25 protein-coding genes and 1 pseudogene are annotated in these 26415 nt (G+C 57.9%); 10 read left to right on the top strand and 16 right to left on the bottom strand.

Annotated features, from left to right (window positions below; all coding sequences use genetic code 11):
- Positions 1 to 5: 5 nt before the first annotated feature.
- Positions 6 to 665 (bottom strand): GntR family transcriptional regulator, encoded by a 660-nt coding sequence (locus tag V6942_RS09635; RefSeq protein ID WP_106926920.1) that lies wholly within the window; start codon positions 663 to 665, stop codon positions 6 to 8.
- 174 nt (positions 666 to 839) lie between these two features.
- Positions 840 to 1415: a helix-turn-helix domain-containing protein gene (locus V6942_RS09630; RefSeq protein WP_106926918.1), complete on the bottom strand. Its 576-nt coding sequence runs from the start codon at positions 1413 to 1415 to the stop codon at positions 840 to 842.
- Between the two features lie 38 nt (positions 1416 to 1453).
- On the opposite strand from V6942_RS09630, the gene V6942_RS09625 reads away from it, so the two are divergent.
- Both V6942_RS09625 and V6942_RS09620 read left to right on the top strand, forming a co-directional pair.
- Positions 1454 to 1972: an N-acetyltransferase family protein gene (locus V6942_RS09625; RefSeq protein WP_333501166.1), complete on the top strand. Its 519-nt coding sequence runs from the start codon at positions 1454 to 1456 to the stop codon at positions 1970 to 1972.
- Positions 1969 to 2418: a DMT family transporter gene (locus V6942_RS09620; protein WP_333501165.1), complete on the top strand. Its 450-nt coding sequence runs from the start codon at positions 1969 to 1971 to the stop codon at positions 2416 to 2418. The genes V6942_RS09625 and V6942_RS09620 overlap by 4 nt, the downstream gene beginning before the upstream one ends.
- Positions 2419 to 2468: 50 nt before the next feature.
- Here V6942_RS09620 and V6942_RS09615 read toward each other — a convergent pair whose 3' ends face one another.
- Together V6942_RS09615 and V6942_RS09610 are read right to left on the bottom strand one after the other, a co-directional pair.
- Positions 2469 to 2702, bottom strand: a complete 234-nt coding sequence (locus V6942_RS09615) for a DUF2526 family protein (protein ID WP_106926912.1) — start codon at positions 2700 to 2702, stop codon at positions 2469 to 2471.
- A gap of 9 nt (positions 2703 to 2711) precedes the next feature.
- A pseudogene (locus tag V6942_RS09610) lies at positions 2712 to 4299 on the bottom strand (ABC transporter substrate-binding protein).
- Between the two features lie 258 nt (positions 4300 to 4557).
- On the opposite strand from V6942_RS09610, the gene V6942_RS09605 reads away from it, so the two are divergent.
- From V6942_RS09605 to V6942_RS09590, 4 genes are all read left to right on the top strand, one after another.
- Positions 4558 to 5901 (top strand): SrfA family protein, encoded by a 1344-nt coding sequence (locus V6942_RS09605; RefSeq protein ID WP_333501164.1) that lies wholly within the window; start codon positions 4558 to 4560, stop codon positions 5899 to 5901.
- Positions 5902 to 5904: 3 nt separating this feature from the next.
- Positions 5905 to 8886, top strand: coding sequence for a virulence factor SrfB (locus V6942_RS09600; protein ID WP_182967755.1), 2982 nt, complete (start codon positions 5905 to 5907; stop codon positions 8884 to 8886).
- On the top strand, positions 8883 to 11006 hold the full coding sequence (locus V6942_RS09595) for a virulence factor SrfC family protein (protein ID WP_333501163.1): 2124 nt from the start codon (positions 8883 to 8885) through the stop codon (positions 11004 to 11006). Before V6942_RS09600 ends, V6942_RS09595 begins: the two co-directional genes overlap by 4 nt.
- Positions 11007 to 11137: 131 nt before the next feature.
- On the top strand, positions 11138 to 12571 hold the full coding sequence (locus tag V6942_RS09590; protein WP_182967753.1) for an aldehyde dehydrogenase: 1434 nt from the start codon (positions 11138 to 11140) through the stop codon (positions 12569 to 12571).
- Positions 12572 to 12618: 47 nt separating this feature from the next.
- On the opposite strand, the gene V6942_RS09585 is transcribed toward V6942_RS09590, so the two are convergent.
- The 10 genes from V6942_RS09585 to V6942_RS09540 form a co-directional block, all read right to left on the bottom strand.
- The gene (locus V6942_RS09585) at positions 12619 to 13869 is read right to left on the bottom strand and encodes a putative acyl-CoA thioester hydrolase (protein WP_333501162.1); all 1251 of its coding nucleotides are present in this window, start codon (positions 13867 to 13869) and stop codon (positions 12619 to 12621) included.
- A gap of 178 nt (positions 13870 to 14047) precedes the next feature.
- Positions 14048 to 14866 (bottom strand): PhzF family phenazine biosynthesis protein, encoded by an 819-nt coding sequence (locus V6942_RS09580; RefSeq protein WP_182930531.1) that lies wholly within the window; start codon positions 14864 to 14866, stop codon positions 14048 to 14050.
- Positions 14856 to 15512 carry a helix-turn-helix transcriptional regulator gene (locus V6942_RS09575; protein ID WP_333501161.1) on the bottom strand — a complete coding sequence of 219 codons (657 nt, stop codon included), beginning with the start codon at positions 15510 to 15512 and terminating at the stop codon, positions 14856 to 14858. The genes V6942_RS09580 and V6942_RS09575 overlap by 11 nt, the downstream gene beginning before the upstream one ends.
- Positions 15509 to 15874 carry a RidA family protein gene (locus V6942_RS09570; RefSeq protein ID WP_333501160.1) on the bottom strand — a complete coding sequence of 122 codons (366 nt, stop codon included), beginning with the start codon at positions 15872 to 15874 and terminating at the stop codon, positions 15509 to 15511. Before V6942_RS09570 ends, V6942_RS09575 begins: the two co-directional genes overlap by 4 nt.
- 89 nt (positions 15875 to 15963) lie before the next feature.
- A complete protein-coding gene (gene pcaC, locus V6942_RS09565) occupies positions 15964 to 16356 on the bottom strand; it encodes a 4-carboxymuconolactone decarboxylase (protein WP_182967744.1) in 393 nt (130 codons plus the stop codon).
- Positions 16346 to 17110, bottom strand: coding sequence for a 3-oxoadipate enol-lactonase (pcaD, locus tag V6942_RS09560; RefSeq protein ID WP_106926889.1), 765 nt, complete (start codon positions 17108 to 17110; stop codon positions 16346 to 16348). The genes pcaC and pcaD overlap by 11 nt, the downstream gene beginning before the upstream one ends.
- On the bottom strand, positions 17088 to 18452 hold the full coding sequence (locus V6942_RS09555) for a 3-carboxy-cis,cis-muconate cycloisomerase (protein ID WP_333501159.1): 1365 nt from the start codon (positions 18450 to 18452) through the stop codon (positions 17088 to 17090). The genes pcaD and V6942_RS09555 overlap by 23 nt, the downstream gene beginning before the upstream one ends.
- A 9-nt stretch (positions 18453 to 18461) precedes the next feature.
- A complete protein-coding gene (gene pcaF, locus V6942_RS09550) occupies positions 18462 to 19664 on the bottom strand; it encodes a 3-oxoadipyl-CoA thiolase (RefSeq protein WP_333501158.1) in 1203 nt (400 codons plus the stop codon).
- Positions 19665 to 19673: 9 nt separating this feature from the next.
- Entirely contained in the window at positions 19674 to 20330 is a 657-nt protein-coding gene (locus V6942_RS09545) for a 3-oxoacid CoA-transferase subunit B (protein WP_106926883.1), read from the bottom strand.
- An 11-nt stretch (positions 20331 to 20341) separates the two neighbouring features.
- Positions 20342 to 21031, bottom strand: coding sequence for a 3-oxoacid CoA-transferase subunit A (locus tag V6942_RS09540; RefSeq protein ID WP_333501157.1), 690 nt, complete (start codon positions 21029 to 21031; stop codon positions 20342 to 20344).
- A gap of 168 nt (positions 21032 to 21199) precedes the next feature.
- Here V6942_RS09540 and V6942_RS09535 point away from each other — a divergent pair, with 168 nt between their 5' ends.
- A complete protein-coding gene (locus V6942_RS09535; protein ID WP_106926879.1) occupies positions 21200 to 22006 on the top strand; it encodes an IclR family transcriptional regulator domain-containing protein in 807 nt (268 codons plus the stop codon).
- On the opposite strand, the gene smrA is transcribed toward V6942_RS09535, so the two are convergent.
- Entirely contained in the window at positions 22003 to 22566 is a 564-nt protein-coding gene (gene smrA / locus V6942_RS09530) for a DNA endonuclease SmrA (protein ID WP_106926877.1), read from the bottom strand. The genes V6942_RS09535 and smrA overlap by 4 nt on opposite strands.
- A gap of 587 nt (positions 22567 to 23153) precedes the next feature.
- On the opposite strand from smrA, the gene ogt reads away from it, so the two are divergent.
- Together ogt and fnr are read left to right on the top strand one after the other, a co-directional pair.
- On the top strand, positions 23154 to 23669 hold the full coding sequence (gene ogt / locus V6942_RS09525) for a methylated-DNA--[protein]-cysteine S-methyltransferase (protein ID WP_106926875.1): 516 nt from the start codon (positions 23154 to 23156) through the stop codon (positions 23667 to 23669).
- Positions 23670 to 23865: 196 nt separating this feature from the next.
- Positions 23866 to 24618, top strand: a complete 753-nt coding sequence (gene fnr / locus V6942_RS09520) for a fumarate/nitrate reduction transcriptional regulator Fnr (protein WP_333501156.1) — start codon at positions 23866 to 23868, stop codon at positions 24616 to 24618.
- A 60-nt stretch (positions 24619 to 24678) separates the two neighbouring features.
- Here the strand turns inward: fnr and V6942_RS09515 are convergent, their stop codons facing one another.
- A complete protein-coding gene (locus V6942_RS09515) occupies positions 24679 to 25173 on the bottom strand; it encodes an anti-virulence regulator CigR family protein (RefSeq protein WP_333501155.1) in 495 nt (164 codons plus the stop codon).
- 252 nt (positions 25174 to 25425) lie between these two features.
- Here V6942_RS09515 and uspE point away from each other — a divergent pair, with 252 nt between their 5' ends.
- A complete protein-coding gene (uspE, locus tag V6942_RS09510; protein WP_182930527.1) occupies positions 25426 to 26376 on the top strand; it encodes a universal stress protein UspE in 951 nt (316 codons plus the stop codon).
- Positions 26377 to 26415 lie beyond the last annotated feature (39 nt).

The raw sequence follows: 26415 nt of genomic DNA, 5'->3' as shown, positions 1-26415 counted from the left end.
AATCATCAATGGCTGTATTGTTTTTGCAGGAAACTTGCGGACTCATCAATAACCTGACATATAGCACTATAGCTGGCGTTAGATTCTTTTTTCTCCAGCGCCGACAGCAACGGCTGGTATACGTTTATTTGCTGAAACGGTTCCATAGAATTTAAATATAAATAATGACAACTGGGTCCCACGCGTACCCATAATTGTTCGATAATGGTCATTAACGTGGGCATTTCCGCGTATTCATATATTCGAAAACGAAACCGGTAATTACACTGCAGCATCCGTGTGATATCGCCCACAGCTTTTGCCTCATGAAATAATCCTGAGAGATGATGAAGTTCCCTTAATCTTTCCATGGTTATATGTTTAGACGCCGCTGCGGTCGCCATTCCTTCAAGATTTTTACGAATATGGTTTATTTCCTGATAGCCAGAATGGTTTAATACCGGGACCATAAATGCCTGTGCTGGCGCGGCCTGCAAGGCGCCAGAAGAAACCAGCCGCAGCAGCGCTTCTCGTACTGGCGTAATACTAATGCCCTGATTGACGGCAATTTCTCGAGTCACTAATCGTGCACCCGGCTTCAGTGCGCCAATGATCAGCGCGCTTTTGATATTATTCTCTACCTGCTGTGTCAAACTGATACGTTGTGCTTTAGCAAAATCCAGCATTTTTATTATAACTCCACATAGAATCGGCTCAGAGCCCTAATATAATTAATAGCTGGAGTTGGTTATTTTGCGCGAAAAATACAACATATATTTCAGAAACGAACCTTTAGTGAAATTTATGCCCCTGAGAGCGCTTCACCGTTTATCACAGTTAAAACCTCAGAAGATATAAAATCACGTCAGAGGAATATTCAAACGCACCACTAAATAAATACAAATGTGACCGCTATCGTTAATAAAGCGACAGTCGTTTGGCGGCCCCAGTTCCAGGCAGTCACCGCCCCGCATGCGATGCGCGGTTTCGCCCTCCATAAACAGCAGCTCGCCCTGCTGCACCCAGATAAGCTGGCGCGCCATCGCGTAGGCCGATGCGGGCATGGGAATATCGCTACCCGACGGCAGTTCAATCTGCACCAAATCGACCGGCAGCTCGCCGCGCGGTGAAACGTGACGGCGGAGATAATGGCTCTGTGGATCGTGCCACACCGGCTGATCGGCAAAACGCAGCAGTTTGCCTTCCTGAATTTCCGCACGGGCAATCAGCGTTGACATGCTGATGCCAAATGCGCCGGACAGCCTCGCCAGCAGCGCTGCCGTGGGGCTGCTTTCGCCACGCTCAATTTTGTGGATCATCGCCCGCGACACGCCCGCGCGCTCGGCCAGCTCGCTCAGCGACCAGCTGCGAGACTCACGCTCAATGCGAATTCGTGCGCCGATGCGTTGATTTAGGTTGTCTTCAATAGTATTCATGGCGTAATAATATAGTGAACAACATACAGGGTGCAACTATGTCTATTCGTTTTGCGACAAAAGAAGACTGCGCCGCGATCGCGGCCATTTATAACCACGCCGTACTGCATACGGCCGCCATCTGGAACGATAAAACCGTCGATACCGATAACCGTATTGCCTGGTTTGAGGCGCGGCAGCTCGGCCATTTTCCGGTGCTGGTCAGCGAAGAAGACGGCGTGGTGACGGGCTATGCCTCCTACGGCGACTGGCGCGCGTTTGATGGTTTCCGCCATACCGTCGAACACTCCGTCTACGTCCACCCCGAGCATCAAGGCAAAGGTCTGGGCCATATTCTGCTTACCCGGCTGATTGAAGAAGCCAAACGTCGCGGCAAACACGTCATGGTGGCAGGGATTGAGTCGCAAAATCACGCGTCCCTGCATCTGCACGCCAAACACGGCTTCGTCACCACCGGGCAAATGCCGCAGGTTGGCACCAAGTTCGGCCGCTGGCTGGACCTCACTTTTATGCAGCTCCAGCTGGATAATCGTCGCGATCCGGACGGTCATGCATGAATCAATCCCTCACGCTGACGTTTCTGGTTGCCGCCGGTATCGGCCTGGTTATCCAGAACACGCTGATGGTGCGCATCACCCAGTCGGCCTCGACCATCCTGGTAGCGATGCTGCTGAACTCATTAGTCGGCATCGTGCTGTTTGTCAGCATTCTGCTGATTAAGCACGGTCTGGCGGGCGTGAGCGAACTGGTTTCAACCATTAAATGGTGGACGCTGATCCCCGGCTTGTTGGGATCATTCTTCGTCTTTGCCAGCATTAGCGGCTATCAGTACGTGGGGGCGGCAACGACGATTGCGGTACTGGTCGCCAGTCAGCTGATTGGCGGGCTGGTGATGGATGTGGTGAGAAGCCACGGCGTACCCTGGCGAGCGCTGGTAGGACCGGTTTGTGGTGCAGTGATGTTGATTGTCGGCGCGTGGCTGATTGCAAAACGCCAGTTTTAATCGCTTGCGTAGGCCGGATAAGCGCAGCGCCATCCGGCCTACAAGAGGGCTTACAAAATCTTGCCACCTTCAGTGAGATGCTCCCTGCGTGCCTCTTCCTGTTCACGCTGATGCTGGCCGTGATGGGAAATGGTCACGCGCAGGCGCTGCTGCTGGGTGAAACGCTCTTCACGGCTCAGTTGCGTATCATCGCTCAGCGCGACCAGCAGCTCGTTCATATGCGTAATCACGCTTTCTGCAATCGCCGCATCAACGCGGGCGATGACCTCATCCAAATGTGACATATCTGCTCCTTAATTGATTTTCACTTTCGAGAAATCGCTGCCCATCAGGCTGACGCTGTAGCCGCTCACGTTGCTGCGCGTGGCGTAGAACGTTTTGCCATTGGCAAGGGCAATCCACGGTGCCTGCTGAGCGAAGATCTCCTGCGCCTGGCCGTACAGCGCGGCGCGTTTCGCTCACCACCAGCGCTTTTTTCACCAGACCATCATACTCTTTATTGCACCAGCGTGCGGCATTAGAGCCGGTCTTAATGCTGTCGCAGCCCAGCAGCGTGTTGGCAAAGTTATCCGGATCGCCGTTGTCCGACATCCAGCCGTACAGCGCGCTGTCGTGTTCCCCTTTACGGATCCCGGAAAGGTACTCGCCCCACTCATAGGTGACGATTTTAGCCTTCACGCAGACTTTCGCCCAATCGTTCTGAATCATTTCCGCAATGCGGCGTGAATTCGGGTTATACGGGCGCTGCACCGGCATTGACCACAGGGTCACATCAACGCCCTTCTCCAGTCCCGCCTGCTTCAGCAGCGCTTTAGCCTTCTCGGGATCGTAGCTGTAATCCTTCAGATCCTTCTTATAGCCCATCATGTTTGGCGGGATCGGTGATTTTGCAACCGTACCTGACCCCATAAACACCGCGTTAACGATCGCTTGTTTATCGGTCGCGTAGTTCAGCGCCTGACGCACCAGAACGTTATCAAACGGTTTTTTCTCCGTGTTAAACGCCAGATAGCCAACGTTCAGCGCTTCAACCGCATGCAGCGTCAGATCGTGATTGCTTTTGATCGCCTCAAACTGGACCGGCGACGGTGCCGGAATAATCTGGCATTCGTTGGTTTGCAGTTTTGCCAGCCGCGTTTCAACGTTCGGCGTGATGGCGAAAATCAGGTGTTTCGTTGGCACCGGGCCATCCCAATAGTTCGGGTTGGCAAGATAGCGAATCTGCGAATCGACTTTGTACTGTTGCAGCACGTACGGGCCGGTACCGATAGGCCAGGTATCGACGTTCTCCGGCGTGCCTTTTTTCATCATCGCGTCTGCATATTCGGCGGAAAGAATAGAAGCGAAATCCATCCCCCAATCGGCAAGAAACGCGGCATTGGGTTCGTTCAGGACAAACTGCACGTGGTAATCATCGACTTTTTTCACCGACTTAATCAGCTTATCGAGACCCACGTCGTTGAAATATTCGTAGTTACCCTGCGAAACCTTATGATACGGATGATCGTTGTCCTTCTGGCGCAACACGGAGAAGATCACGTCATCAGCGTTGAAGTCACGGGTTGGGGTAAAGAACTTGTTGCTGTTGAACTTCACTCCCTGACGCAGCGTAAACGTATAGGTCAGGCCGTCTTCCGAGATAGTCCAGTCGGTCGCCAGCGACGGGATGGGCGTATTTTTTACCGGGTCAAAGTTGATCAGGCGGTTGTACAGCGTTTGCGAGCTGGCGACAAACGTCGGGCCAGAGCTGGCAATTTGCGGGTTAAAGGACTCCGGCGAAGCTTCGGAGCAATAAACCAGCGTGTCATGATTGGCCGCAATGGCACCTGCCGGCAACAGCGCGCTGAGCGCCAGCGCGAGGAGCGTTTTCCCTGTCATCATGGTTATAAGCCTTTCGATTTTATTATATGAACGGCTTAATAACAGCACAGCGCCAGGTAACTGGCAAATAACCAATTTGTCTCAGGTTATGCTGAATATCCGTTTTTTGCTGGTTTCTTCATCGCTTACCCATCAGGTTTTACTTAAGTCCAGATATTCAATGCCAGGAGAATTACCCTATTTACCCCTCTCTTTCACCGTTTGTTGCATCTTGCTTTGCGTAAAGTAATGCCGTGAAGAAGTCTATGGGACAGGAACGTGGCAAAAACTCTTTTACGCAGCGGAAGTCTTGATGACTTTCAGGCCGTAGGCGGCGGCGGGCAAACGGTATTTCACTCTGCGCTCCAGGTGCGCGAAACGCTGCGCCTACGCAAGCAAAACGCGCTGGTCGACTGCCTGGCGATACCGCAGCTGAACGATGAAGGTGACCGGGTAGACTGGTATTCGCCGGTTGACGGTACGCCAATCGGCTGGAAAGCGGCGAATGAATCTCAGCGCACGCGAGCGCTGCACTACTTAGAAGGATTGCAGGATAGCGCGCGGACGCTCAGCAAGAAATGCCTGCAATCTGAAAAAACGGCACAGCAGCTGTTCGGCGCGCTGCTGGAAAAAACGCTGCAGTTTCCCGGTGAAAACCACCTCTTTCTCGTCGACGGCAAGCCCGTCATCAGCTTCTGGGGCTTTGTAAACCTTAACGAAGGCGCGCGCGAAGACGTTTTTGACTGCCTGCGTTATGTGGAACCCGAGCCGCCCGAAGCGCCGCTGATTGTCGAGCTGCCCGAAATAATAGAAGAACCCGAACCGGTTATCGCCACGTTCAGCGAGGCCGACGCCCCGTTGATTTCGCCAAATGAACCGCGCCTGGATGCTTACACTCTGCCGGAGGACGAGCCGGAAGAACAAACCCGCCCGGCAGAACCCGCGGAGCCGGTGGCGATGGTCATGACGCCCCCGCGTCGTCCGCGCTGGCTCTGGGCGCTGCCGCTGGCGGCCGCTATCGCCGCCGTTGCCATTGCGCTGCCGTTGATGATCCCCTCAACGCAGGCGGAAGCAGAGCCTGAGCCGGTAGCAAAAGATATTGCACCGCCGCTGCGGGCGGCGGCACCCGCCATGCCCACCCTGACGGACGGGCTGCCGCTGCATCAGGCAAGCGTCAAAACGACGCCGGACGTGAAAGAAGACGAAAAGGAAAAACCGCTGGTGATTGCCGCTATCCCAAAAGATGCGCTGGTGATGGATGCCGATCAAATGCGCGCGGGAACGACCCGCTTTCTCAACGGCAGCTGGCGTGCGCAGATGGACATCAGCGACGCCCATACCGGTAAAGCGCCCAATCTGCGCTACCAGATTCAGAACAATAAAGGCACCGCACGCCTGCTGCGCGACGGCAATATTGTCTGCAAAGCGGCGGTGTTCTCCGGGCTGCACCAGAACGGCGAGCTGATGATCAAAAGCCGCGGCAACGCGCAGTGCAGCGACGGCGCGCGCTATCCGCTGCCGGAAATCAGCTGCAAACCGGGCAACAGCAACGTTGCCGTATGCTCCGCGCGTTTCGATGCCAAAACGGTGGTGGCGCTGACCTTTAAGAAGACGGGAGCGTAAGCCATGCTGGTGACACTTTGCGATTACAAACAGAGCGTGACGCTGATTGCCAACAGCGGCGTGCAGTTCCTTGATTTTGGCCTCAGCCCGCAGGAATCGCTGCAAAACGGCCGCTTCGTGCGAAAAACCGCCAACGGCCCGCTGCTGCGTCTCGACTATGACGTGGTGAACCAGCGCTACACCCTGCCGGGTGAAGCGGGACGCCCGCCTGAGGTGGTCAAGCCGGAATCTACGCTCGCGCTGCACCATTCGTTGACGCTATTGGACGGCGTGTGGCTGCCCCTGCCGTTCCTGCGCTTTAACCCGCCGCGCACCTTCGTGGAAGGCCCGGATAACTGGGCGCGCGTGCAAATTCGCCGCCTCAATGAGCCGGACAGCGCGGGCAATAGCCACCGCGTAACCCTGGCATTTGATAGCCAGATTGGCCACGATGACCTTAATGCACTCTCGCCGGTCGCCAGCGACCTGCTGAACGGCACCCGCTTCGCGCTGGCCTGGCGCGATGACGAAATCAGCGATTTTCTCGACCAGACGTGGATTGACGGCTGGCTGCGCGAAGCCTTCCAGCAGAGCGTAACGACGCATGAAACCCGCAGCGAGCGCGACGTAGCGCAGGCGCTGCGCAGCTTTGAGTATCAGGGCCACTGGCTCAATATTCTGGCCCTGCTCGGCGAGCAGCTCACGGTACCGGAAATTAAAATGGTGACCGCCACGCTGAGCACCCCGGCGATTCCGGTTGATTTGATCCTCGATGTCGGCAACACCCATACCTGTGGCGTTATTATCGAAGACCACGGCGACGCGAATGACGGCCTGCGCCAGACCGCCGAGCTACAGGTCCGCTCGTTAAGCGAGCCGCAGTATCTGAATGAACCGCTGTTCACCAGCCGCGTCGAGTTTTCAGAGTCACGTTTCGGCAAGCAGCACTTCTCGGTGGAAAGCGGCCGCGAAGACGCCTTTATCTGGCCGTCGCTGGTGCGCGTGGGCGATGAAGCCCGTAAGCTGGCGATGCAGCGTGCCGGCACCGAAGGCTATAGCGGTATTTCCAGCCCGCGCCGCTATTTGTGGGACGAAACCCCGACCGTACAGGACTGGCGCTTTAGCCAGATGAACGGTAAAACCCAGCGCGAACCCCTGGCCACCGCCTTCCCGCTGATGAACCTGATGAACGATGAAGGCCAGCCGCTGTTTACGCTGCCGCCAGACGAGCGGATGCCGGTCTTCTCGCCGCAGTATAGCCGTAGCACCCTGATGACCCACATGCTGTGTGAAATTCTGGCGCAGGCGCTGGGGCAGATCAACAGCGTCGCTACCCGCCTGCGGCTGGGCTTCCCTGCCTCGCCGCGCCAGCTGCGTACGCTGATCCTCACCCTGCCGTCGGCGATGCCGAAACAGGAACGGGAAATCTTCCGCCGCCGGATGTTTGAAGCGATTGCGCTGGTGTGGAAAGCCATGGGCTGGCATCCGCAGGATGAAGACTTTGCCAACGTGCGTCTGCAGGAAAAAAGCGTGGTTCCGGTACCGAAAATTCACATGGAATGGGATGAAGCCAGCTGCGGCCAGCTGGTCTGGCTGTACAACGAAGCGATCTCGCATTTTTCCGGGCAGACCGAAGCGCTGTTCGCCGCGATGGCACGCCCGGATCGCCAGCCCGAGCCGGGGGCTGCCCCCGGACGAGCGCTACGTATCGCCTCGCTGGATCTCGGCGGCGGAACCACCGACATGGCCATTGCGCAATACCAACTGGATGACGGCATCGGCGGCAACGTCAAAATTACCCCGCAGCTCCTGTTCCGCGAAGGGTTTAAAATCGCCGGTGACGATGTGCTGCTGGATATTATCCAGCGCTGCGTGCTGCCCGCCCTGCAAACCCAACTGCAAAAATCCGGCGTTGCCGACGCCCAGGCGCTAATGGCTACGCTGTTTGGCGACTCAGGCAGGCTTGATACCCAGGCGGTGCTGCGCCAGCAAACCGCCCTACAGCTGTTTATGCCGATCGGCCATGCCATTCTGGCGGCGTGGGAGCAAAGCGACGTCCAGGACCCGCTGGCCGGGCTGCACGCTACCTTTGGCGAGCTGTTGAGCCAAACGCCAACCCGCAACGTGATGAACTATGTCGGCCAGGCCATTGAACATGCGCTCCCCGCAGGCAGCGCGCCGTTCGACCTGCTGGCAGTACCGTTAGAAGTCACCTTCAGCAACCTGCAAGACGCGATGCTTGCCGGGGAATTTACCCTCTCTGGCCCGCTGCACGCGCTGTGTGAAGCTATTTCTCACTACGCCTGCGATGTTCTGCTGGTGACCGGGCGTCCTGGCTGTCTGCCTGGGGTACAGGCGCTGATTCGCTACCTGCAGCCGGTGCCGGTTAACCGCATGGTCTGGCTGGATAAATATCACGTTCATGAATGGTATCCGTTCAGTCAACAGGGGCGCATCGGCAACCCGAAATCCACCGCGGCCGTGGGCGCAATGCTGTGCAGCCTGGCGCTGGACCTTCGCCTGCCGCACTTTAATTTCAAAGCGGCCGACATTGGCGCCTACTCCACGGTGCGCTATCTCGGCGTTCTGGATAAAACCGTCAATACGCTGCGTGATGAAAACATCTGGTATCACGATCTCGATCTCGACAAACCCGGCGCAAAGCTTGACGCACGGCTGCATTTCCCGCTGCGTGGCAACGTGACGCTGGGCTTCCGCCAGTTAGCGAATACCCGCTGGCCCGCCACGCCGCTGTATACGTTGAGCATCAACTCGCCGGAGCTGGCAAAAGCGATCGCGGGCGACGGTGTTCTTCAGGTACGTCTGAAGCTTGAGGGCGGCAGCCGACACGAAGCGCCGCTATCCTTTGTGCTGAGCGACGCCTGGCTACAGGACGGCACCCCGGTTTCGCCGGATGCCCTGACACTGAAGCTCAATACTCTGGCCGACCGCCGCCACAGCGGCAGCCACTACTGGATTGACAGCGGGAGCGTATTCCTGAAATGACCACTTTACCTGCAGTTATCGACTGGCTCGCCGCCGCCCGACAAACGCACCCGGCGCTGGACGACGATGCCGATGCGCTGATGATTCGCCTGCTGGCGCTCGACGCTCAGCACAAGGCACATCTGCACGCCAGCGCCCGTCGCGCCAGCATTGCCCTGTTTGGCCATTCGCAGGCCTCTAAGGCCCACCTGCTACGGACGCTGTGCGGCAGCGGCGACGGGCGGCTGACGGTACAAACGGGCAGTAAAACCCTTGATTACTTCAGCCATATCAATCCCGGGCATAGTCTGACCCAAATGGCGGTGCGTTTTAGCCGCGAACAACCCACGCCCGATGACGCCTTCCCGCTGCGCCTGGCATTAATGAGCGAAGCCGATCTGGTTCAGCTGTTTATCGCCCACGCCTGGCAGCGCGGAGAGGTTAGACCGCCGGATAATGCGCTACTCGCCTCCCGCCTGCGCAGCTGGCAGAGCCTGCGCCAGCCGCAGCCGGTGGCAGGGATAACCGCCGCAGAGATTGCGGCCATCGCTCGCTTCTGGCGCGATACGCTGCCGAGCGCTTATCAGCAAATCGACGACACGCTGTGGTACCAGTTTGCCCATCTGCTGCCGTCGCTGGATCTCACCGCCCGCGCCCGCGCGTGGTCACTGCTCTGGGGGGAACAGCAGGCGCTGACCCAGCAATGGCTGACCCTGGCACACGCGCTGCATCAGGCGGGAAACCGTCGCGAAGTCATGGCGCCGCTGAGCCTGTTGGTCGATAGCTTCACGCTGCCCATGGATGCCTTCCTGACGCCGGGCGGCGACAGCGATGACGCGGTGCTGGTGCACCCGCTGACCGCCGAGGGCTATCAGAACGCAGTCAGCATACCGGTGGCGACGCTGGCGCTGCTGACCGTTGAACTGGTGCTGAATGTAGAACAAGGCGTGCTGGATAACGTTGATATTATTGATATTCCCGTCCCGGCGCTCGCCAACGATACGCCGCTGTGGGCCAGCAAATGCCGTTGGTTGCTCGATCATTACCGCCAGCAGCGCCAGCCGGATATTCTGTTAGCCTGCAACGCCACCGCCCAGCGCACCGCCATTCCCTCCACGGCGAAAGCGCTGCTGCGCTGGGTGCATGAAACCCAGCCAACGCAGGAAAATAAGCTGCCGGGCCTGGTCTGGGCGATTACGCCGCAAGACGATCGATTTGTCCATAAACGCCACTTTGATGAAGCGATTCAACAGCTGGTCGGCAAACCCGGCCAGCACTGGGGAACGCTGCAGGCGCTGGATCACAGCAGCCTTCAGCGGCTGATTGAATGGCTGTCGCAGGCCACGCTGCCTGAGCTACGCCAGCGCCGTTTTACCGCCATGTGCCAGGCGCGTCACCAGCAGCTACGCGTTCTGTGTCAGCCGCTGCTGGCCTCCTCATGCCCATCGGCCGCACAGGCAGAAAGCCTGATTCGCGAACTGCAAACCCACGCCGCGCGCCACGGTGAGCTGCTGGAAGCGCTGCTGCCGCCGCTGAGCGAGTTCGACAGCCTGTGTCAGGTACAGCAGCAGCGCGAAGAGAAAGCCAGCGGTTTGTTTAATGATGCGGTGGATCTGTTTGCCGCGCCAGATACGGTGGCGCCGAATGCACCATCCTTCCAGGATCACGGCTCCCTGGCCTATGCGCTGTGGTCTAAGCACCTGCGTCAGTGGAGCCGTCAGCCTCACCCGTTGCTGACGCCCTCGGCCCAGCAGCAGCTGGTTCTGGCGCTGATTGCCGCCAGCCAGCGCCAGGGCTTAGCGTCACAGCTTCGTCGCGCCAGCGCGGAGCAGCAGGCCGGTGCCGCGCAGCTGCGCGCGCTGATCGGCAACTTCATTAACTGGCTAGGCTATGCCGAGCAGCCGGCTGAGCAACGTCCTGCCAGCCGTATTGCCAAAGGCAGCGCCATTTTCGCCATCGGCAGCACGGCGGCCAGCGCGCGCCTGACTCAGCTCGGCGAGCAGCCGGTTCACGCCGCCACGCGCTATGTGTACGACTGGCTGGTCGCGTTGTATGCACGCAGCACCGAGCCCGGCGAGGCGGTGAATCTGCTCCAGCTCAGCGATAGCGCCCAGCGCGAACTGCTGGCGTTTCTCGGGTAACCCTCGGCGGCACAGGGATGTGAACCGCTTTCAAAAGCTGAAAAAAAGCGTGCGAAATCCGCATCATGGATATTCAGCACGCTTGCGCCTCTCTACACTCGATGCGTTACCCGAGATGAGAAGAGGTTTCCATGACTATCACCTGTACCCTGCTGATTAACGGCGAAGCGTGCGCCGCGCAAGGCAATGCGACGTTTACACGCCATAATCCCATCGATCATTCCGTTGCCAGTATTGCCCCGGCGGCCACCCTCGCCGACGCGGTGCACGTTGCCGAGGCCGCCGCGGCGGCCTTCCCTGCCTGGCGCGATACGTCGCCCGGTGAACGTCGCCGCCTGCTGCTCGCGGCGGCCGAGCAGCTTGAACAACGCAGCGAACGCTTCACGGCAGCGATGCACGCCGAAACCGGCGCCACGCCGCACTGGGCGGGGTTTAACGTTCATCTCGGCGCGGATATTTTGCGCGAAGCGGCGGCGCTGACGACGCAAATCGAAGGTCTGGTGATCCCGTCTAATATTCCGGGTAACCTGGCGATGGCTATCCGCCAGGGGGCGGGCGTCGTGCTAGGCATGGCGCCGTGGAACGCGCCGATTATTCTGGCCGTTCGCGCCATCGCCACGCCGTTGGCCTGTGGTAATACGGTGATCCTCAAAGGCTCTGAGCTTTCTCCGGCTACGCAGGGGTTAATTGTTGAGGCACTGGCGGCCGCCGGGTTCCCGGCGGGCGTCGTGAACTATCTCACCTGCGCACCGCAGGATGCCCCAGCGATAGTCGAAACGCTGATTGCGCACCCCGGCATCCGACGGGTTAATTTTACCGGCTCCACGCCGGTGGGCCGAATCATCGCGCAGACCTGCGCGCAGCACCTGAAACCGGTCGTACTGGAGCTCGGCGGCAAAGCGCCGCTGCTGGTGCTGGACGATGCCGATATCGACCAGGCCGCCGCTGGCGCAACCTTCGGTGCGTTTGCCAATGCCGGGCAGATCTGTATGTCGACTGAACGGATCATCGTTGATCGGACCATTGCCGAACCGTTTATTGCCGCACTGGTAAAACGCGTCGAAGGCCTCCCCGCCGGGCTGCTGGGATCGGTGGTAGATAGCAAAACCATCGAGCGCTGCAATGCGTTAATTGACGATGCGCTGGCGAAAGGCGCCACGCTGTTGACCGGTGGCAAGGCCGACTCCACGCTAATGACGGCCACGCTACTGGATGGCGTCACGCCCGACATGCGCCTGTGGAACGAAGAATCCTTTGGCCCGGTCAAAGCGGTGATCCGCGCCCGTGATGAGCAGGATGCGGTACGCATCGCTAACGACAGCGCCTACGGTTTATCGTCTGCGGTCTACAGTCGGGATACCGCCCGCGCGTGGAATGTCGCGCAGGATCTGCAAACCGGCATTTGCCACATCAATGGCCCAACGGTGCATGACGAAGCGCAAATGCCGTTTGGCGGCACCAAAGATTCCGGATACGGCCGCTTTGGCGGGCGCGCGGGCGTCCACGAGTTTACCGAACTGCGCTGGGTGACAATGCAAACGCAGCCGCGCAAGCTACCGTTCTGACGCCAACGCCTGGCCGGGCTACAGGTTCGGCCAGGCGCCTCGCCTGGCTAGCGCTGCCAGCGCGTGTTCCACTCCCACAGGCGATTATGGTTCACATCATTCAGCTGCCGTGACGGCTGAGCGTTGCCGTTAAACGGCCGCGCCGTGGTGGCCGCCGCGCCCCACGGCGACAGTCGGTCATAGCCGCCATCAATCACGCTATCGACAATGAGCACCTGACCGTTGGCCGTGTTGCCCGGCAGGTAGCCGGTTTTCCCTGCCCCCTGATCCCACGCCCGCCCCAGCCTGGCCTTAAAGGTGCCTTTGTAACCTTCATCGGTAGTAAAGCGACTGTTTTTCACCAGAAAACCGTAGGGATTGTCCGGCAGCGTATTGGGTGCAAGCACGTAGGCCTCCGGCGATTTTCGGCTGGAAACGGTATGGAAATGTACGCGATCAAACACCGCATTGGCGCGGCCGAACACGTAGTCCACATCGCCTTCAATGTAGCTGTCCTGCACGTAAACGCGATGAATACGATCGGTCAGCGCATCGTTACGCCGGTTACTGACGTTGAGATAAAGCGTATCCTGCCGCCCCAACAGACGCATATTTTTCAGCTGTACACGGTCACCGTCGGTACGCAGCGCGACGCCCTGGTGGGTGCCGCCGTCGACGGTATCGAGAAGGCTGTTAGCAATCGTCAGGTTCACCAGTTGAAAATCGTGGCTTTGCGACCAGAACACCGCCGCACAGTTGGTCCCTATCTGCGCGGTGGTTTTCCCCGCGCACAGCGCATACTGGTAGTACGCGGGCGACCCCGGAGGATAGTCTTCAGCGTTGACCGTCTGCCGGTAAGTTGCCGGACTGAACTGCGAGTCGATCGCGAATTCAATACGCACCGCCTCCGGCCCGTTGCCCGCCCCAAAAATCGTGATAGGCGGCGCATCGTTCGGAATGTACACCGTGCCGACATACACACCCGGCTCAATGCGAATGTACAGACGCTCGGCCCCCTGGTGCTGAGCAATGGCAGCATCGATCGCCGGCTGAATGCGGGTGAAAGGTGCGCCGGATGGCGCAACGCGCCACGGCGTATTGATGTTGTCCAGCGTGATTGCCGCAGGCCGCCAGGGGCCCTGCGGGCGGTCTGACAGACCGCCTTGCGCGAAATAGTTTTCAACGGTGTAAGGCGCGGCCTCCTGCGCCGTCAGCAGGGGCCGGGTTGCCGTTCCTGTTGACGACGCTGCCGCACAGCCCTGTAGGACCAGCGGCATACAAAGCAGCGTCGACATGCCCAGATAAGGTCGTCTTGTCATCGGTTCTCCATGTGCAACGTTAAACAGAAACTAAGAACCGATAATAATGGAACGCTATTTTGTTTTAATCCTTCGCGATCACGCTTTGCCCTATTACGACAACGCTATCAGCAGGCCGTACAGCACTAACGTACACACCAGCGTAAGCTGAACAACCCGGCACTCACGTTTTGATTTCTCAGCCATTATGCGACAGACGGAACGCCCCCTCGATCATCAATCGCGCCTGGCCGTACAGCGCCACGCGCCCCTCCTCACGCATCACACAACGCAGGGTTCCCTTCCGCGCGCCGCCCTGCTGGGCGCGCAGTGAATTTTTGCCACAGCGCTTCGCCCAGAACGGTGCCAACCAAGCGTGTGCTGATCCGGTGACAGGATCTTCATTAACGCCCACCTGAGGGCCAAACCAGCGGGATACAAAGTCAAATTCATCGTCTGGTGCCGTCACGATCACCCCTCGGGTATTAAAGGCAGCCAGCAGGTTAAAGTCCGGCGTCAGCGCATCGACGATCGCTTTATCATTCACCAGCACCACGATGTCATCAGACTGCCAGAAACCTTCAACGCCTTCACTCAGGCCAAGCGCAGCCAGCAGTCCCGGCGGTTCGTCAATCGGCCGCAGCATTTTGGTCGGGAAATCCATGCACAGCTCGTCGCCTTCGCGCCGGACGGTCAGCAGGCCGCTACGGGTGGAAAATCGCAGCGTCTCGCCCGGATAGTTCAGCACGTTGAACAATATCCATGATGCGGCGAGCGTGGCGTGGCCACAAAGATCGACCTCCACCGCCGGCGTGAACCAGCGCAGATGAAAGCCGTCGTCGAGCGGAACGAAAAATGCGGTTTCAGAAAGGTTGTTTTCTGCAGCAATCGCTTTTAAGACGCTGTCATCCGGCCATTCGCGCAATGGCATAACGGCGGCAGGGTTACCGCCAAAGGGCTGCGCAGTGAAGGCATCAACCTGATAAAACGGCAGCGTTAACGGGGTGTTAGTGTTCATTGAGTTTGTCCAGATAGTTGTAAATGGTGTAACGCGTCACGCCAAGCGCTTTCGCCACTTCATTGACGCTGCCTTTAATCTTGAAAACCCCCATGGCGTGCAGTTCGCTTACCACTCGCAGACGAAATGCTTTCGGGTTTTCCGTTGGCCCCGGCTGAAAGCGGCCTAACAGCGCCGTCAGCGAGCTTTCAGGCAGCGAACTGACCGGATGGTCAACGGGCTGGGCTGCGGGGACAGCGGAAACCAGATAATCCAGCTCACGACGAAAACGCATCACCGGCTCCATATCGACGTTGACACAAAACGCGACGACCGCTTTGCCGCTGGCATCGTAATAGAGCGTCGAGGCGCTGCTCAGCGGTTTGCCGCCGTGCGTCAATGAGGTATAGCCGCTGAACAGGCGGGAAGAAGACGGCGGCTGCGATGCGTCAAGCAGCCCCAGAAACCCTTCATCGTCTTCCGGCCCGCTGAGCAGCCCATCACCCAGTTGCCGCCCGCTGACGTGCCCGTTGACAATGCCCACTACCGAGGACTGCGGCTGGGTTAGATCGTGCAGCACCACTTCCGTATTGGCCGGGAGCGTGGCTTTCAGTGCCTCCAGCGCAGCGTTCAGCGTGGCGATCGTGGTGTCGCGTATCGAATTCATGGCTGCACCGCCTGAATCTCGATTTCAACATCGAGTGAGAACGCCAGCGCGCTGGTCGTCACGCTGCGGCTGGGGAAACCCTCAGGAAACCATAGACGCCAGGCGTGATTAAATTCAGCAAAATGCGCCATATCGCTCAGCCAGACCTGCGCACGCACCACGTTACCCAGCTGTGCGCCCCCGCGCGCCAGCGTTTCACTGACCGAGCGCATAATGGCATTAACCTGCTCAGTTACGGTGCCGTACTGCGGCTGCCCCTCCGGGCTCATCGCCACCTGACCAGAAAGGAAAAGAAAACCGTTCGCCGCTACGGCGTCGGAAAAGGGAAAGGGTTTGGTCGTGGGATAACGGACGAGTGCCATCGTAAAACTCCTGAGGTAACGGAGAATTGACGATAGCATCGCCCGCTGACAATTTCAACAAAATTGCAATTTTCAACAAATGTTGATTTTCAGACGGCGGATTCAGCGTCCATCTCACTAAACACCTGCTGCGCCAGATGCAGCGTCGCGTTGGCAGCCGGCAGGCCGCAGTACAGCGCTGAGTGCATGATCAACTCTTTTAGCTCATCGCGGGTCACCCCGTTGTTAAACGCCGCACGCAGGTGCATTTTCAGCTCCGCTTCACGGTTAAGCGCGATCAGCATCGCAATGGTTATCATGCTGCGGGTATGATGATCCAGCCCCGGCCGGGTCCAGGTTTCTCCCCACGCGTAGCGGGTAATGAAATCCTGAAATTCTTCGTTCAGCGGCGACAGGTTTTTCAGCGTCCGGTCAACGTGCGCATCGCCCAGCACCTTGCGGCGTACCGCCATCCCCTGTTCATAACGTTGCTTATCGTCCATTTTCCCTCCGTAAAAAGGCAATCAGCGCCGAGGTAAATTCCTCGCTGGCTTCCACGTTAGAGAGATGGGAAGCCGGTAAATTCACCAGGAAAGCGCCGTCAATCTGTTGGTGCAGGTAGTTGGCATCGGCAACCGTGGTGACCGGATCGTGTTCGCCAGCGATGATCAGCATCGGCAGTCGGATGGCCGCCACTTCGCCGCGCAGATCGGCCGCCGCCAGCGCTTCACAGCACTCGGCGTAGCCTTCGGCGTCGGCATGCGCCAGCTGATGGCACAACGGCTCAACAATCGCAGGCTGGTGCTGGCGAAAATCGGCAGAAAACCAGCGATCCGCCGAGCCCGCTGCCACCACGCCCATGCCTTCGCTTCGAACGGTGCGCGCACGCGACAGCCAGTTTGCCTGCTCGCCAATTTTTGCCGCCGTGTTGGCCACCGCCACCGCCATAAAGCGTTCTGGCGCAAAGCGGGCCAGCCAAAGCCCGGTCAGGCCGCCCATTGATATCCCGCAAAAGAAGGCGCGCTGAATATGTAAATGGTCAAGCAGCGTGATCACATCCTCACCCAACTGTGACAACGTCACTTTTCCGCGTTTACCCGTTTGCCCGTGACCGTGGGTATCGTAGCGGAGTACGCGAAAGTGCTCGGTTAGCGCGGGCATCTGCGCATCCCACATGGACTGGGTGGTTCCCAGTGAATTAGAGAGCACCAGTACCGGTGCCGTTTCTGGTCCTTCAAGACGATAATGGATATTCATGTCCCTGCTCCTGATAGCGCGCCAGTACCTGGCGCACGAAATGATCGGTACTGCCGATGGCGGCCGCTGGGTCCAGCAGCTGCGAAAGTTGCGCCGGGGAAAGGTGCTGGCTGACCAGCGGGTCCTTCTCCAACAGCGGTTGTAGCGGGCAATCCAGCGCGATGGCCCGCTGACAGAGTTTTTCTATCTGATGATGGGCGTCAGCTTTACCAATAAAGGCCGCCAGCGCCTGAGTGACCGATTCGGCCATAATCAAACCATGAGTGATATCCAGATTGGCGCGCATTTTCGCCGTATTGACCTGCATACCACGCAACAGATATTCACTGTTTTCCAGCACGCCGCCGGAGAGCATCACCAGCTCCGGCAGCGTCTCCCATTCGGCCTGCCAGCCGCCCAGCGCGCGTTCATGTTGCTGAATTTGCGCGGCATACAGCGTAGCCATTAGCCCCGGCATCCGCTGTACGGCGGCCAGAATGGCCGCGCAGCTGACCGGATTACGCTTATGCGGCATGGCCGAGGAGCCCCCCCTGCCTTCGGCAATCGGTTCGCTCACCTCTGCCACTTCGGTCTGCATCAGCAACGAGAAGTCATTGGCAAACTTGCCAAGCGTCGCGCTCAGCCCGGCAAACCAACCGGCGACCTCAAGGATACGATCGCGTTGGCTGTGCCAGGGCGTAGACGGCAGCGCCAGCCCGAGCGTCGCAGACAGCCGCTGCGCCACCTCTGGCCCCTGCGCTTTCAGGGAGGCCAGCGTCCCCGCTGCGCCGCCAAACTGCAGCGACAGGACGCGTGGGCGCAGCTGTACGAGCCGTTCCTGCCAGCGTAGCAGCGCATCGAGCGTGCCAGCGAGCTTCAGGCCAAACGTGATGGGTAAGGCATGTTGCATCCACGTTCGCCCCGGCATCAGCGTGTGCTGGTAGCGCGCCGTCTGTTCTGCCAGCACCTGAATCAAACGGCACAGCCGGATTTCCGCCTCCTGAAGCGCGCCGCGCAGTTGGAGCACCAGGCCGGTGTCAATCGCGTCCTGGCTGGTTGCCCCCCAATGCACATAGCGCGCAGCCTCAGGGTCTTGCGCCTTCACGCGCAGGGTGAGTTGCTTCACCAGTGGAATCGCCAGATTGCCCGCGTTCGCCGCCGCGCTTGCCAGCTCCGGCAGATCAAGCAGCTGCGCCCGGCACATCGCCGCGATGGGGGCCACCGCCGATTCGGGAATCACGCCGCACTGCGCCTGCGCGGTGGCCAGCGCCGCTTCAAAGTCCAGCATCCCCTGCACGGTCTGCTCGTCGCTGAAAAAATCAGTCAGCGCACGGGTACGCAATAGCGGGGTCAACACACTCATTCCAGCTCCTTATACGCGTTCAATAATCAGCGCGATCCCCTGTCCGACGCCGATACACATGGTACACAGCGCATACCGGCCGCCGGTACGACGCAGCTGGTAAGCAGCGGTCATCGCCAGTCGGCCGCCGGAGGCACCAAGCGGATGGCCCAATGCAATCGCCCCGCCGTTCGGATTCACATGGTGGGCGTCGTCAGGCAGGCCCAGATCGCGCAGCACCGCCAGCGCCTGCGCGGCAAACGCTTCATTCAATTCGATAACGTCCATCTGCGCCAGCGTTAACCCCGTCTGCGCAAGGACTTTTCGTACCGCCGGAGCCGGCCCGAACCCCATAATTCGCGGCGCAACGCCAGCGGTCGCCACGCCAACTACGCGGGCCAGCGGCTGTAAATCATTCTGCGTCATCGCCCGTTCGCTTGCCAGCAACAAGGCGCAGGCACCGTCGTTGACCCCGGAGGCATTCCCGGCGGTGACGGTCGCATCGGGGCGCACCACCCCTTTCAGTTTCGCCAGCGCCTCGATGGATGTGCTGCGCGGGTGTTCATCCAGTGAGAAATTCAGCGCTTCGCCCTTACGCTGCGGCACCCATACCGGGATCAGCTCATCGTTAAAGGCGCCGTTAGCCTGCGCCTGCGCGGTACGCTGCTGGCTGCGAAGCGCAAAGGCATCCTGATCGGCACGCGAGATGGCGAAATCCGTCGCCACGTTCTCCGCCGTCTCCGGCATCGAGTCTACGCCGTATAGCGCTTTCATTTGCCCGTTGATAAAGCGCCAGCCGATGGTGGTATCTTCCATTTTCATCGCACGGCTAAAGGCGCTTTCCGCTTTGCCCATCACAAACGGCGCGCGCGACATACTTTCCACGCCGCCGGCAATCATCAGTTGCGTTTCGCCGCTTTTAATCGCGCGCGCCGCCACGCCGATGGCATCGAGGCTGGAGCCGCAAAGCCGGTTAATCGTACTGCCCGGCACCGTTTCCGGCAGACCGGCCAACAGCAGCGCCATGCGCGCGACGTTGCGGTTATCTTCCCCCGCCTGGTTGGCGCAGCCGTAGATCACATCATCAATACGCGATGGGTCTAACCCGCGATTGCGCTCCAGCAGCGCCTTCAGCGGCAGTGCCGCAAGGTCGTCAGCGCGAACGCCAGCCAGAGTACCACCAAAACGACCAAACGGTGTGCGTACCGCGTCGCAGATAAATGCTTGATTCATCATCATTCCTTAAGCGGTTTCCGCGACCGCGTCATAAGTCAGGGTAACCGGCGTGATGCGCTGAAGCTCATCAAAGGAGAGGCCGTTGAAAATCTCACGCACCACCGGGCCGTGGGCGGTGATATCGATAACCGCCAGGTCGGTATAAATACGGCTGACGCAGCCTACGCCGGTCAGCGGATAGGTGCAGTGCTCCACCAGCTTACATTCGCCGTCACGGGTCAGATGGTCCATCATGACAAACACCTGACGTGCGCCGACGGCCAGATCCATGGCGCCCCCCACGGCAGGAATGGCATCCGGCGCGCCGGTGCTCCAGTTGGCCAGATCGCCGCGAGCCGAAACCTGATAGGCCCCCAGTACGCAAATATCGAGATGGCCGCCGCGCATCATGGCGAACGAATCACCGTGATGGAAATAGCAGCCGCCCTGCAGCAGCGTCACGTACTCTTTTCCGGCGTTAATCAGCTCCGGGTCCTCCTCACCAGGTGCGGGCTTTGGCCCCATGCCCAGCAGGCCGTTTTCACTGTGTAAAAAAACTTCTTTATCCGACGGCAAATAGTTGGCGATGCGGGTTGGCAGCCCAATGCCCAGGTTAACGTAGGCCCCTTCAGGGATATCCTGTGCCACGCGTTTGGCCATATCGTCGCGAGAGAGTTTCTGCATTTTTCGGCTCCTTAAGCGCGCTGTGCCTGAGCGATGTGAGATTCCTGCGCATACACGCGCTGAACGAAGATGCCGGGCGTGACGACGTTTTCAGGATCGAGGTCGCCCAGCGCGACCATGCTGGCCACTTCCACAATGGTGGTTTTCGCCGCCGTAGCCATAATCGGCCCGAAGTTACGCGCAGCTCTACGGTAAACCAGATTGCCCCAACGGTCGGCCTGGTGAGCTTTAATCAATGCAAAATCAGCGCTTATCGGGTACTCCAGCACATAGTGGCGGCCATCGATTTCACGGGTTTCTTTGCCTTCCGCCAGCGGCGTGCCGTAGCCCGTAGGTGTGAAAATCGCCCCCAGCCCGGCGCCCGCGGCCTGAATGCGGGCCGCCAGGTTGCCCTGCGGTACCAGCTCCAGCTCGACGCTGCCGCGACGATAAAGATCATCAAAAATATGTGAATCGACCTGACGCGGGAACGAGCAAATCATCTTGCGCACGCGTCCGGCTTTGAGCAGCGCCGCGAGGCCGATTTCACCGTTACCGGCGTTGTTGTTGATAATGGTCAGGTCGCGCGCGCCCTGTTCAATCAGGGCATCGATCAGCAGCGTCGGCTGCCCGGCAGGCCCGAAGCCGCCAATCATAATCGTCGCGCCATCGTGGATACCCGCGACGGCATCGGCCAGCGACGGCACACTTTTATCAATCATCAGGTTGCTCCTTGTTGTGCGGTTATCGCACTAATATTCGTTATTCGCACAAAATGTGACCCGCTTAACGATGTCGGTCAAGGGCGATAATCGAAATATGGTGCGATAATCGAACATCATGTATGTTTAGGTTCAGAATGTGATCGACGGCATAATCGGAGAGAAAAAGTGGACAAACATCCGGACGATATTTTGACGGGCGATAGCGACCCGTTTAAGGGCGACCCCAACTTTATGGCTTCGCTAGCACGCGGGCTGGAGGTGATTCAGGCGTTCACCCCACAGCGTCGGCTGCTGTCGATTTCGCAAATCAGCCAGAAGACGGGGATCCCGCGCGCGGCGGTGCGCCGCTGCCTGTATACGCTGGGCAAACTGGGTTTTGTTTACGCCGAGGACGGTAAGCATTTTCAGCTGCGTCCGCGTATTTTATCGTTGGGTCACGCGTGGCTGGCCTCTACCCCGCTGGCCCGTTCGGCGCAGCCGGTGCTGAAACACTTGAGCGAGATGCTGAATGAGTCGTGCTCCATCGCCACGCTCGACGGCGACGATATTCTGTATATCGCCCGCGCCTCAAGCTCGCGCATTATGACCATCGATCTGGATATCGGCAGCCGTCTGCCCGCCTGGTCAACGTCAATGGGTCGCGTGCTGCTGAGCCATCAGCCGGAAGAGAAGCTAAACGATATGCTGGCACGCATCACCATGATTCGTTACACCCCGCAGACCATCGCCTCGGTCAGCAAGCTGCGCAGCGAGTTGAAGGCCGTACGCCAGCAGGGGTATGCGTTAAACGATCAGGAACTGGAAATGGGGCTGCGTTCACTGGCGGTGCCGCTGTTCAACGCCCAAGGCCAGGTTGAAGCCGCGCTAAACGTTGGCGTGCACGCCGGTCAGGTGTCGGCCAACGAGCTGCTCGAGCGCGTGCTGCCCGAGCTGCAAAAAGCAGCCGCAGAGCTGTCGCTGCTGCTGCGCTAACGGCTGCGTTTGGCGTGACGTTCCCAGTTTTCTTGCTTAGCGACCGCCGACTTACGCAGCGCCACGTAACATGCACCGCTGCCGCCATGATGCGGCAGCGCGCTGCAAAAGGCCTGAACGTCGTCAAATTCGGTTAACCAGCGGGCCAGATAGCTGCGGATGATATTAGCGTGCGAACCGTCCTCTTTGCCTTTACCGTGAATAATCAATACATTACGCAAATTGTCACGCTGTGCCTGAACAATAAAGGCATACACATTCTGGCGGCAGCTTTCTACCGTTTGCTGGCGCAGCTCAAGGCTCGCCTGCTGACCGTATTTTCCCTGACGCAGTTTATCCAGCACGCCGGTCTGTAGCCCTTCGCGCTTAAACTCCAGCGGCGTCCCCAGCGGGATGATGTCAAGAAAGCCGGTCGTCAGAAAATTGTCCAGCTGGAGCGTATCGATCTGCTGGCGGGTCCGGGAGTTTCGTACGGGCTGCCAGTGAACATCACTGTGCTGCTTCAGCGGCTGGACATCCTCCATGGCGCCAAGAAACAGCGATTTGTCGTCAAGATTCATGAGAACTCCCCAGTGTTGCAACTGGTGCATACTATAGCCGTGAGGATTGGCGTGCTCAATGCTTTTCCCTTTACTGTTAAATAATCACTCTGCGAAGTATATAAATGTGTAACAAATTCAAAATATGAATTATTTAACTCAACCTTAAATACAGTAAATCAGCCATTAATTGTTGGGGGCTATTTTGAATACGTGAAATAAATCACCAAGAATTATCTGGAAAATAAACGCAGACCCGTTATAAATAGTAATACCCGCTGTGCGGAGCAAAATGTGGGGAACGGTACGGATACAATTGTGTGGTTGCTGCGGGGTCTGGCGATGTCGACAGACCCCGATTTTTATTCTACGCCCGCCGGCAGTGACTTTACCCGCCCATTCAAGGATATATCTTTACCTTATGGCCCTCGCTTTATATTCTCGCCTCGGCTTTATCTTATTTATTGATCAGTTTTAGCGAAGTTTACCTTTGATTATAAATACACCACATTATTTATAAGGTTATACATCTGAGGTATAGAGTCATCCCCGCCCACATGCTATGGTGACGCGAGAATAATTTGCGTAAACAAATACAGAGAGTGCGCATGCTGACTTTGCTTGAAGATAAAATAACCACCCCGCTTGGGCCGCTGTGGATTCTGTGCGATGAGCAATTTCATCTGCGCGCCGTTGAATGGGAAGAACACAGCGACCGCATGGAGCAGTTGCTGGATATCCACTACCGCGCCGAAGGCTATACCCGCGTAACGTCGGCTAACCCCGGCGGGCTCAGTCAGCAGCTGGCGAACTACTTTGACGGCGACCTGGCAATTATTGAATCGCTTCCCACCGCCACCGCTGGGACGCCGTTTCAGCGTGAAGTGTGGCAAGCTCTGCGCACCATTCCCTGCGGCCAGGTCATGCATTATGGCCAGCTCGCCGAACAGCTTGGTCGTCCAGGCGCTGCGCGCGCGGTGGGTGCAGCAAACGGCGCGAACCCGGTGAGTATTGTGGTCCCCTGCCATCGAGTCATCGGCCGCAACGGAACCATGACCGGCTATGCCGGCGGCGTGCAGCGCAAAGAGTGGCTTCTGCGCCATGAAGGTTACCTGCTACTTTGATTTTCTGTGCCCTTTTCGACGTGCAACGGCGCGTTTAAGCGTAAAGATGCCTGAAATTTTATAAACTATATCAATTAGATATATATCAATCCAGGCTATCCCTTTTTAATCTTGGGTGAATACGCGCGTCGAGACTTACCTGCTCACCAAAAAGATGTTAAAATTGACCAATATCAATTACGGCTTGAGCAAACCTATGATCCCGGAAAAGAGAATTATACGACGCATTCAGTCTGGCGGTTGCGCGATCCATTGTCAGGATTGCAGCATCAGCCAGCTTTGCATCCCGTTCACTCTTAATGAGCATGAGCTTGATCAGCTGAATAATATTATCGAGCGCAAAAAGCCCATTCAGAAAGGGCAAACTTTATTCAAAGCCGGCGATGAACTGAAGTCTCTGTATGCGATCCGTTCCGGTACCATCAAGAGCTACACCATTACTGAGCAAGGCGACGAGCAGATTACCGGCTTCCATCTGGCGGGCGATCTGGTTGGTTTCGATGCCATCGGCACCGGGCACCATCCGAGCTTTGCACAGGCGCTGGAAACCTCAATGGTTTGCGAAATTCCGTTCGAAACGCTTGACGATCTCTCGGGTAAAATGCCGAACCTGCGCCAGCAGATGATGCGTTTAATGAGCGGCGAGATCAAAGGCGATCAGGACATGATCCTGCTGCTGTCGAAGAAAAATGCCGAGGAGCGTCTGGCGGCATTTATCTACAATCTGTCACGTCGTTTCGCCCAGCGAGGCTTCTCTCCGCGCGAATTCCGTCTGACGATGACTCGTGGCGACATCGGTAACTACCTCGGCCTGACGGTCGAAACGATCAGCCGTCTGCTCGGTCGTTTCCAGAAAAGCGGCATGCTGGCGGTTAAAGGTAAATACATTACCATCGAAAACAGCGATGCGCTGGCGGTACTGGCGGGACATACCCGCAACGTTGCCTGATGCCCGTTTTGCTCTACAAATAAAATACCCCGGCCTGCCGGGGTTTTTTATTGCCTTCGTTTAATCAAACACGCCGTTGATAATCGTCGTGACGATGGCCGTGCTCAGCGCAATCAGCACCAGATTGTCGCCAACGATCTGCCATTCGTAACCCGGGTAGTACGGCAGTTGATTCAGCATCGAACCGGGCACCGTTTTTTTGGCAATACCCGGCGGCAACGGTTTTCCACGGGCCAGGTTTTTAGCGATCCCCGGCGGTAACGATTTATAGCCGGTTAAGCCAAAGTTGACCGCTAGCTGCCTGGCCGCTGCATAGCTAATATCGCGATCGACACGATCGGGTTTACCGTAATCTTTTCGCCCTGCGCTCGCATGCCCGTTATCATGCCCGCCGCTCCACTGCTGGCTGCTTCCCTTGTTGCCATTATTGCCATTACCATGATTACCGTTTCCATTACCGTGCCCGTTGCCGGGATTAGCCAACGCGGGAGTGGTACAAAGGACCAACGTCACGATCGCCACCGCCGCCGTTGAGACTGAAGAACGTCTGGACATCATCATTTCCTTCTGTGCCGGAACCTATTAGTAATGTAAAAGATTCAGAACAAAATAACCTACGCAATAAATCTGATTTTTTAACCCGTGTGGCCGGCTCATGGCGCTGCGCTGCTGAATTCTTCCCGCCTGGCGCCGTCGGGTTAATTTATCCTGTTTATTGATCTTACGAAGGTTCTCCCCTGTTTCAATCCCATTATATGAGTTATCTTTTACTGACAAACTGTGGTTACAGCTGTAAGGAGACCCTGTATGGCCAGATATCAAAATATGCTCGTGGCGATTGACCCCAACCAGGACGATCAGCCCGCGCTGCGGCGCGCTGTTTATCTTCACAAGCTGATTGGCGGTCGCATTAAAGCGTTTTTGCCAATCTATGATTTTTCCTACGAGATGACGACCCTTCTGTCTCCTGATGAACGCACCGCAATGCGCCAGGGCGTCATTAGCCAGCGAACCGCATGGATCCGCGAGCAGGCGAAATTCTACCTGGAAGCCGGCGTTCCGCTGGAGATTAAAGTGGTATGGCACAATCGTCCGTTCGAGGCGATTATTCAGGAAGTGGTCAGCGGCGGTCATGATTTGCTGCTGAAAATGGCGCACCAGCACGACAAGCTGGAGTCCGTGATCTTTACCCCAACCGACTGGCACCTGCTGCGTAAATGCCCGTGCCCGGTGTGGATGGTAAAAGACCAGCCGTGGCCGGAGGGCGGGAAAGCGCTGGTTGCGGTCAATCTTGCCAGCGAAGAGGCGTACCACAACGCGCTGAACGAAAAGCTGGTCAAAGAGACCATCGAACTGGCCGAACAGGTCAACCATACCGAAGTGCACCTGGTCGGTGCCTACCCGGTGACGCCTATCAATATCGCCATCGAACTGCCTGACTTCGATCCCAGCGTTTATAACGATGCGATCCGTGGCCAGCATCTGTTAGCCATGAAGTCGCTGCGCCAGAAGTTCGGTATTGATGAGAAGTTTACCCATGTAGAGAAAGGGCTGCCTGAAGAAGTGATCCCGGATCTGGCCGCACATCTGGATGCGGGTATCGTGGTGCTGGGCACCGTCGGGCGTACCGGCATTTCTGCCGCTTTCCTCGGCAACACCGCTGAACAGGTGATCGATCACCTGCGCTGTGACCTGCTCGCCATCAAGCCGAACGACTACCAGACGCCGGTTGAGATGGACGACGAAGAAGACGATTAAGCTCGTCTTTTAAGGCTAAAAACCGGCTGCTGGCCGGTT

Origin of the sequence: Kluyvera genomosp. 2, from assembly GCF_036759865.1 — a bacterium.
In the GTDB taxonomy this organism is placed as follows: domain Bacteria; phylum Pseudomonadota; class Gammaproteobacteria; order Enterobacterales; family Enterobacteriaceae; genus Kluyvera; species Kluyvera ascorbata_B.
The sequence above is the reverse complement of the archived record's forward strand: the minus strand, read 5'-3'. Positions and strand labels throughout refer to the sequence as shown.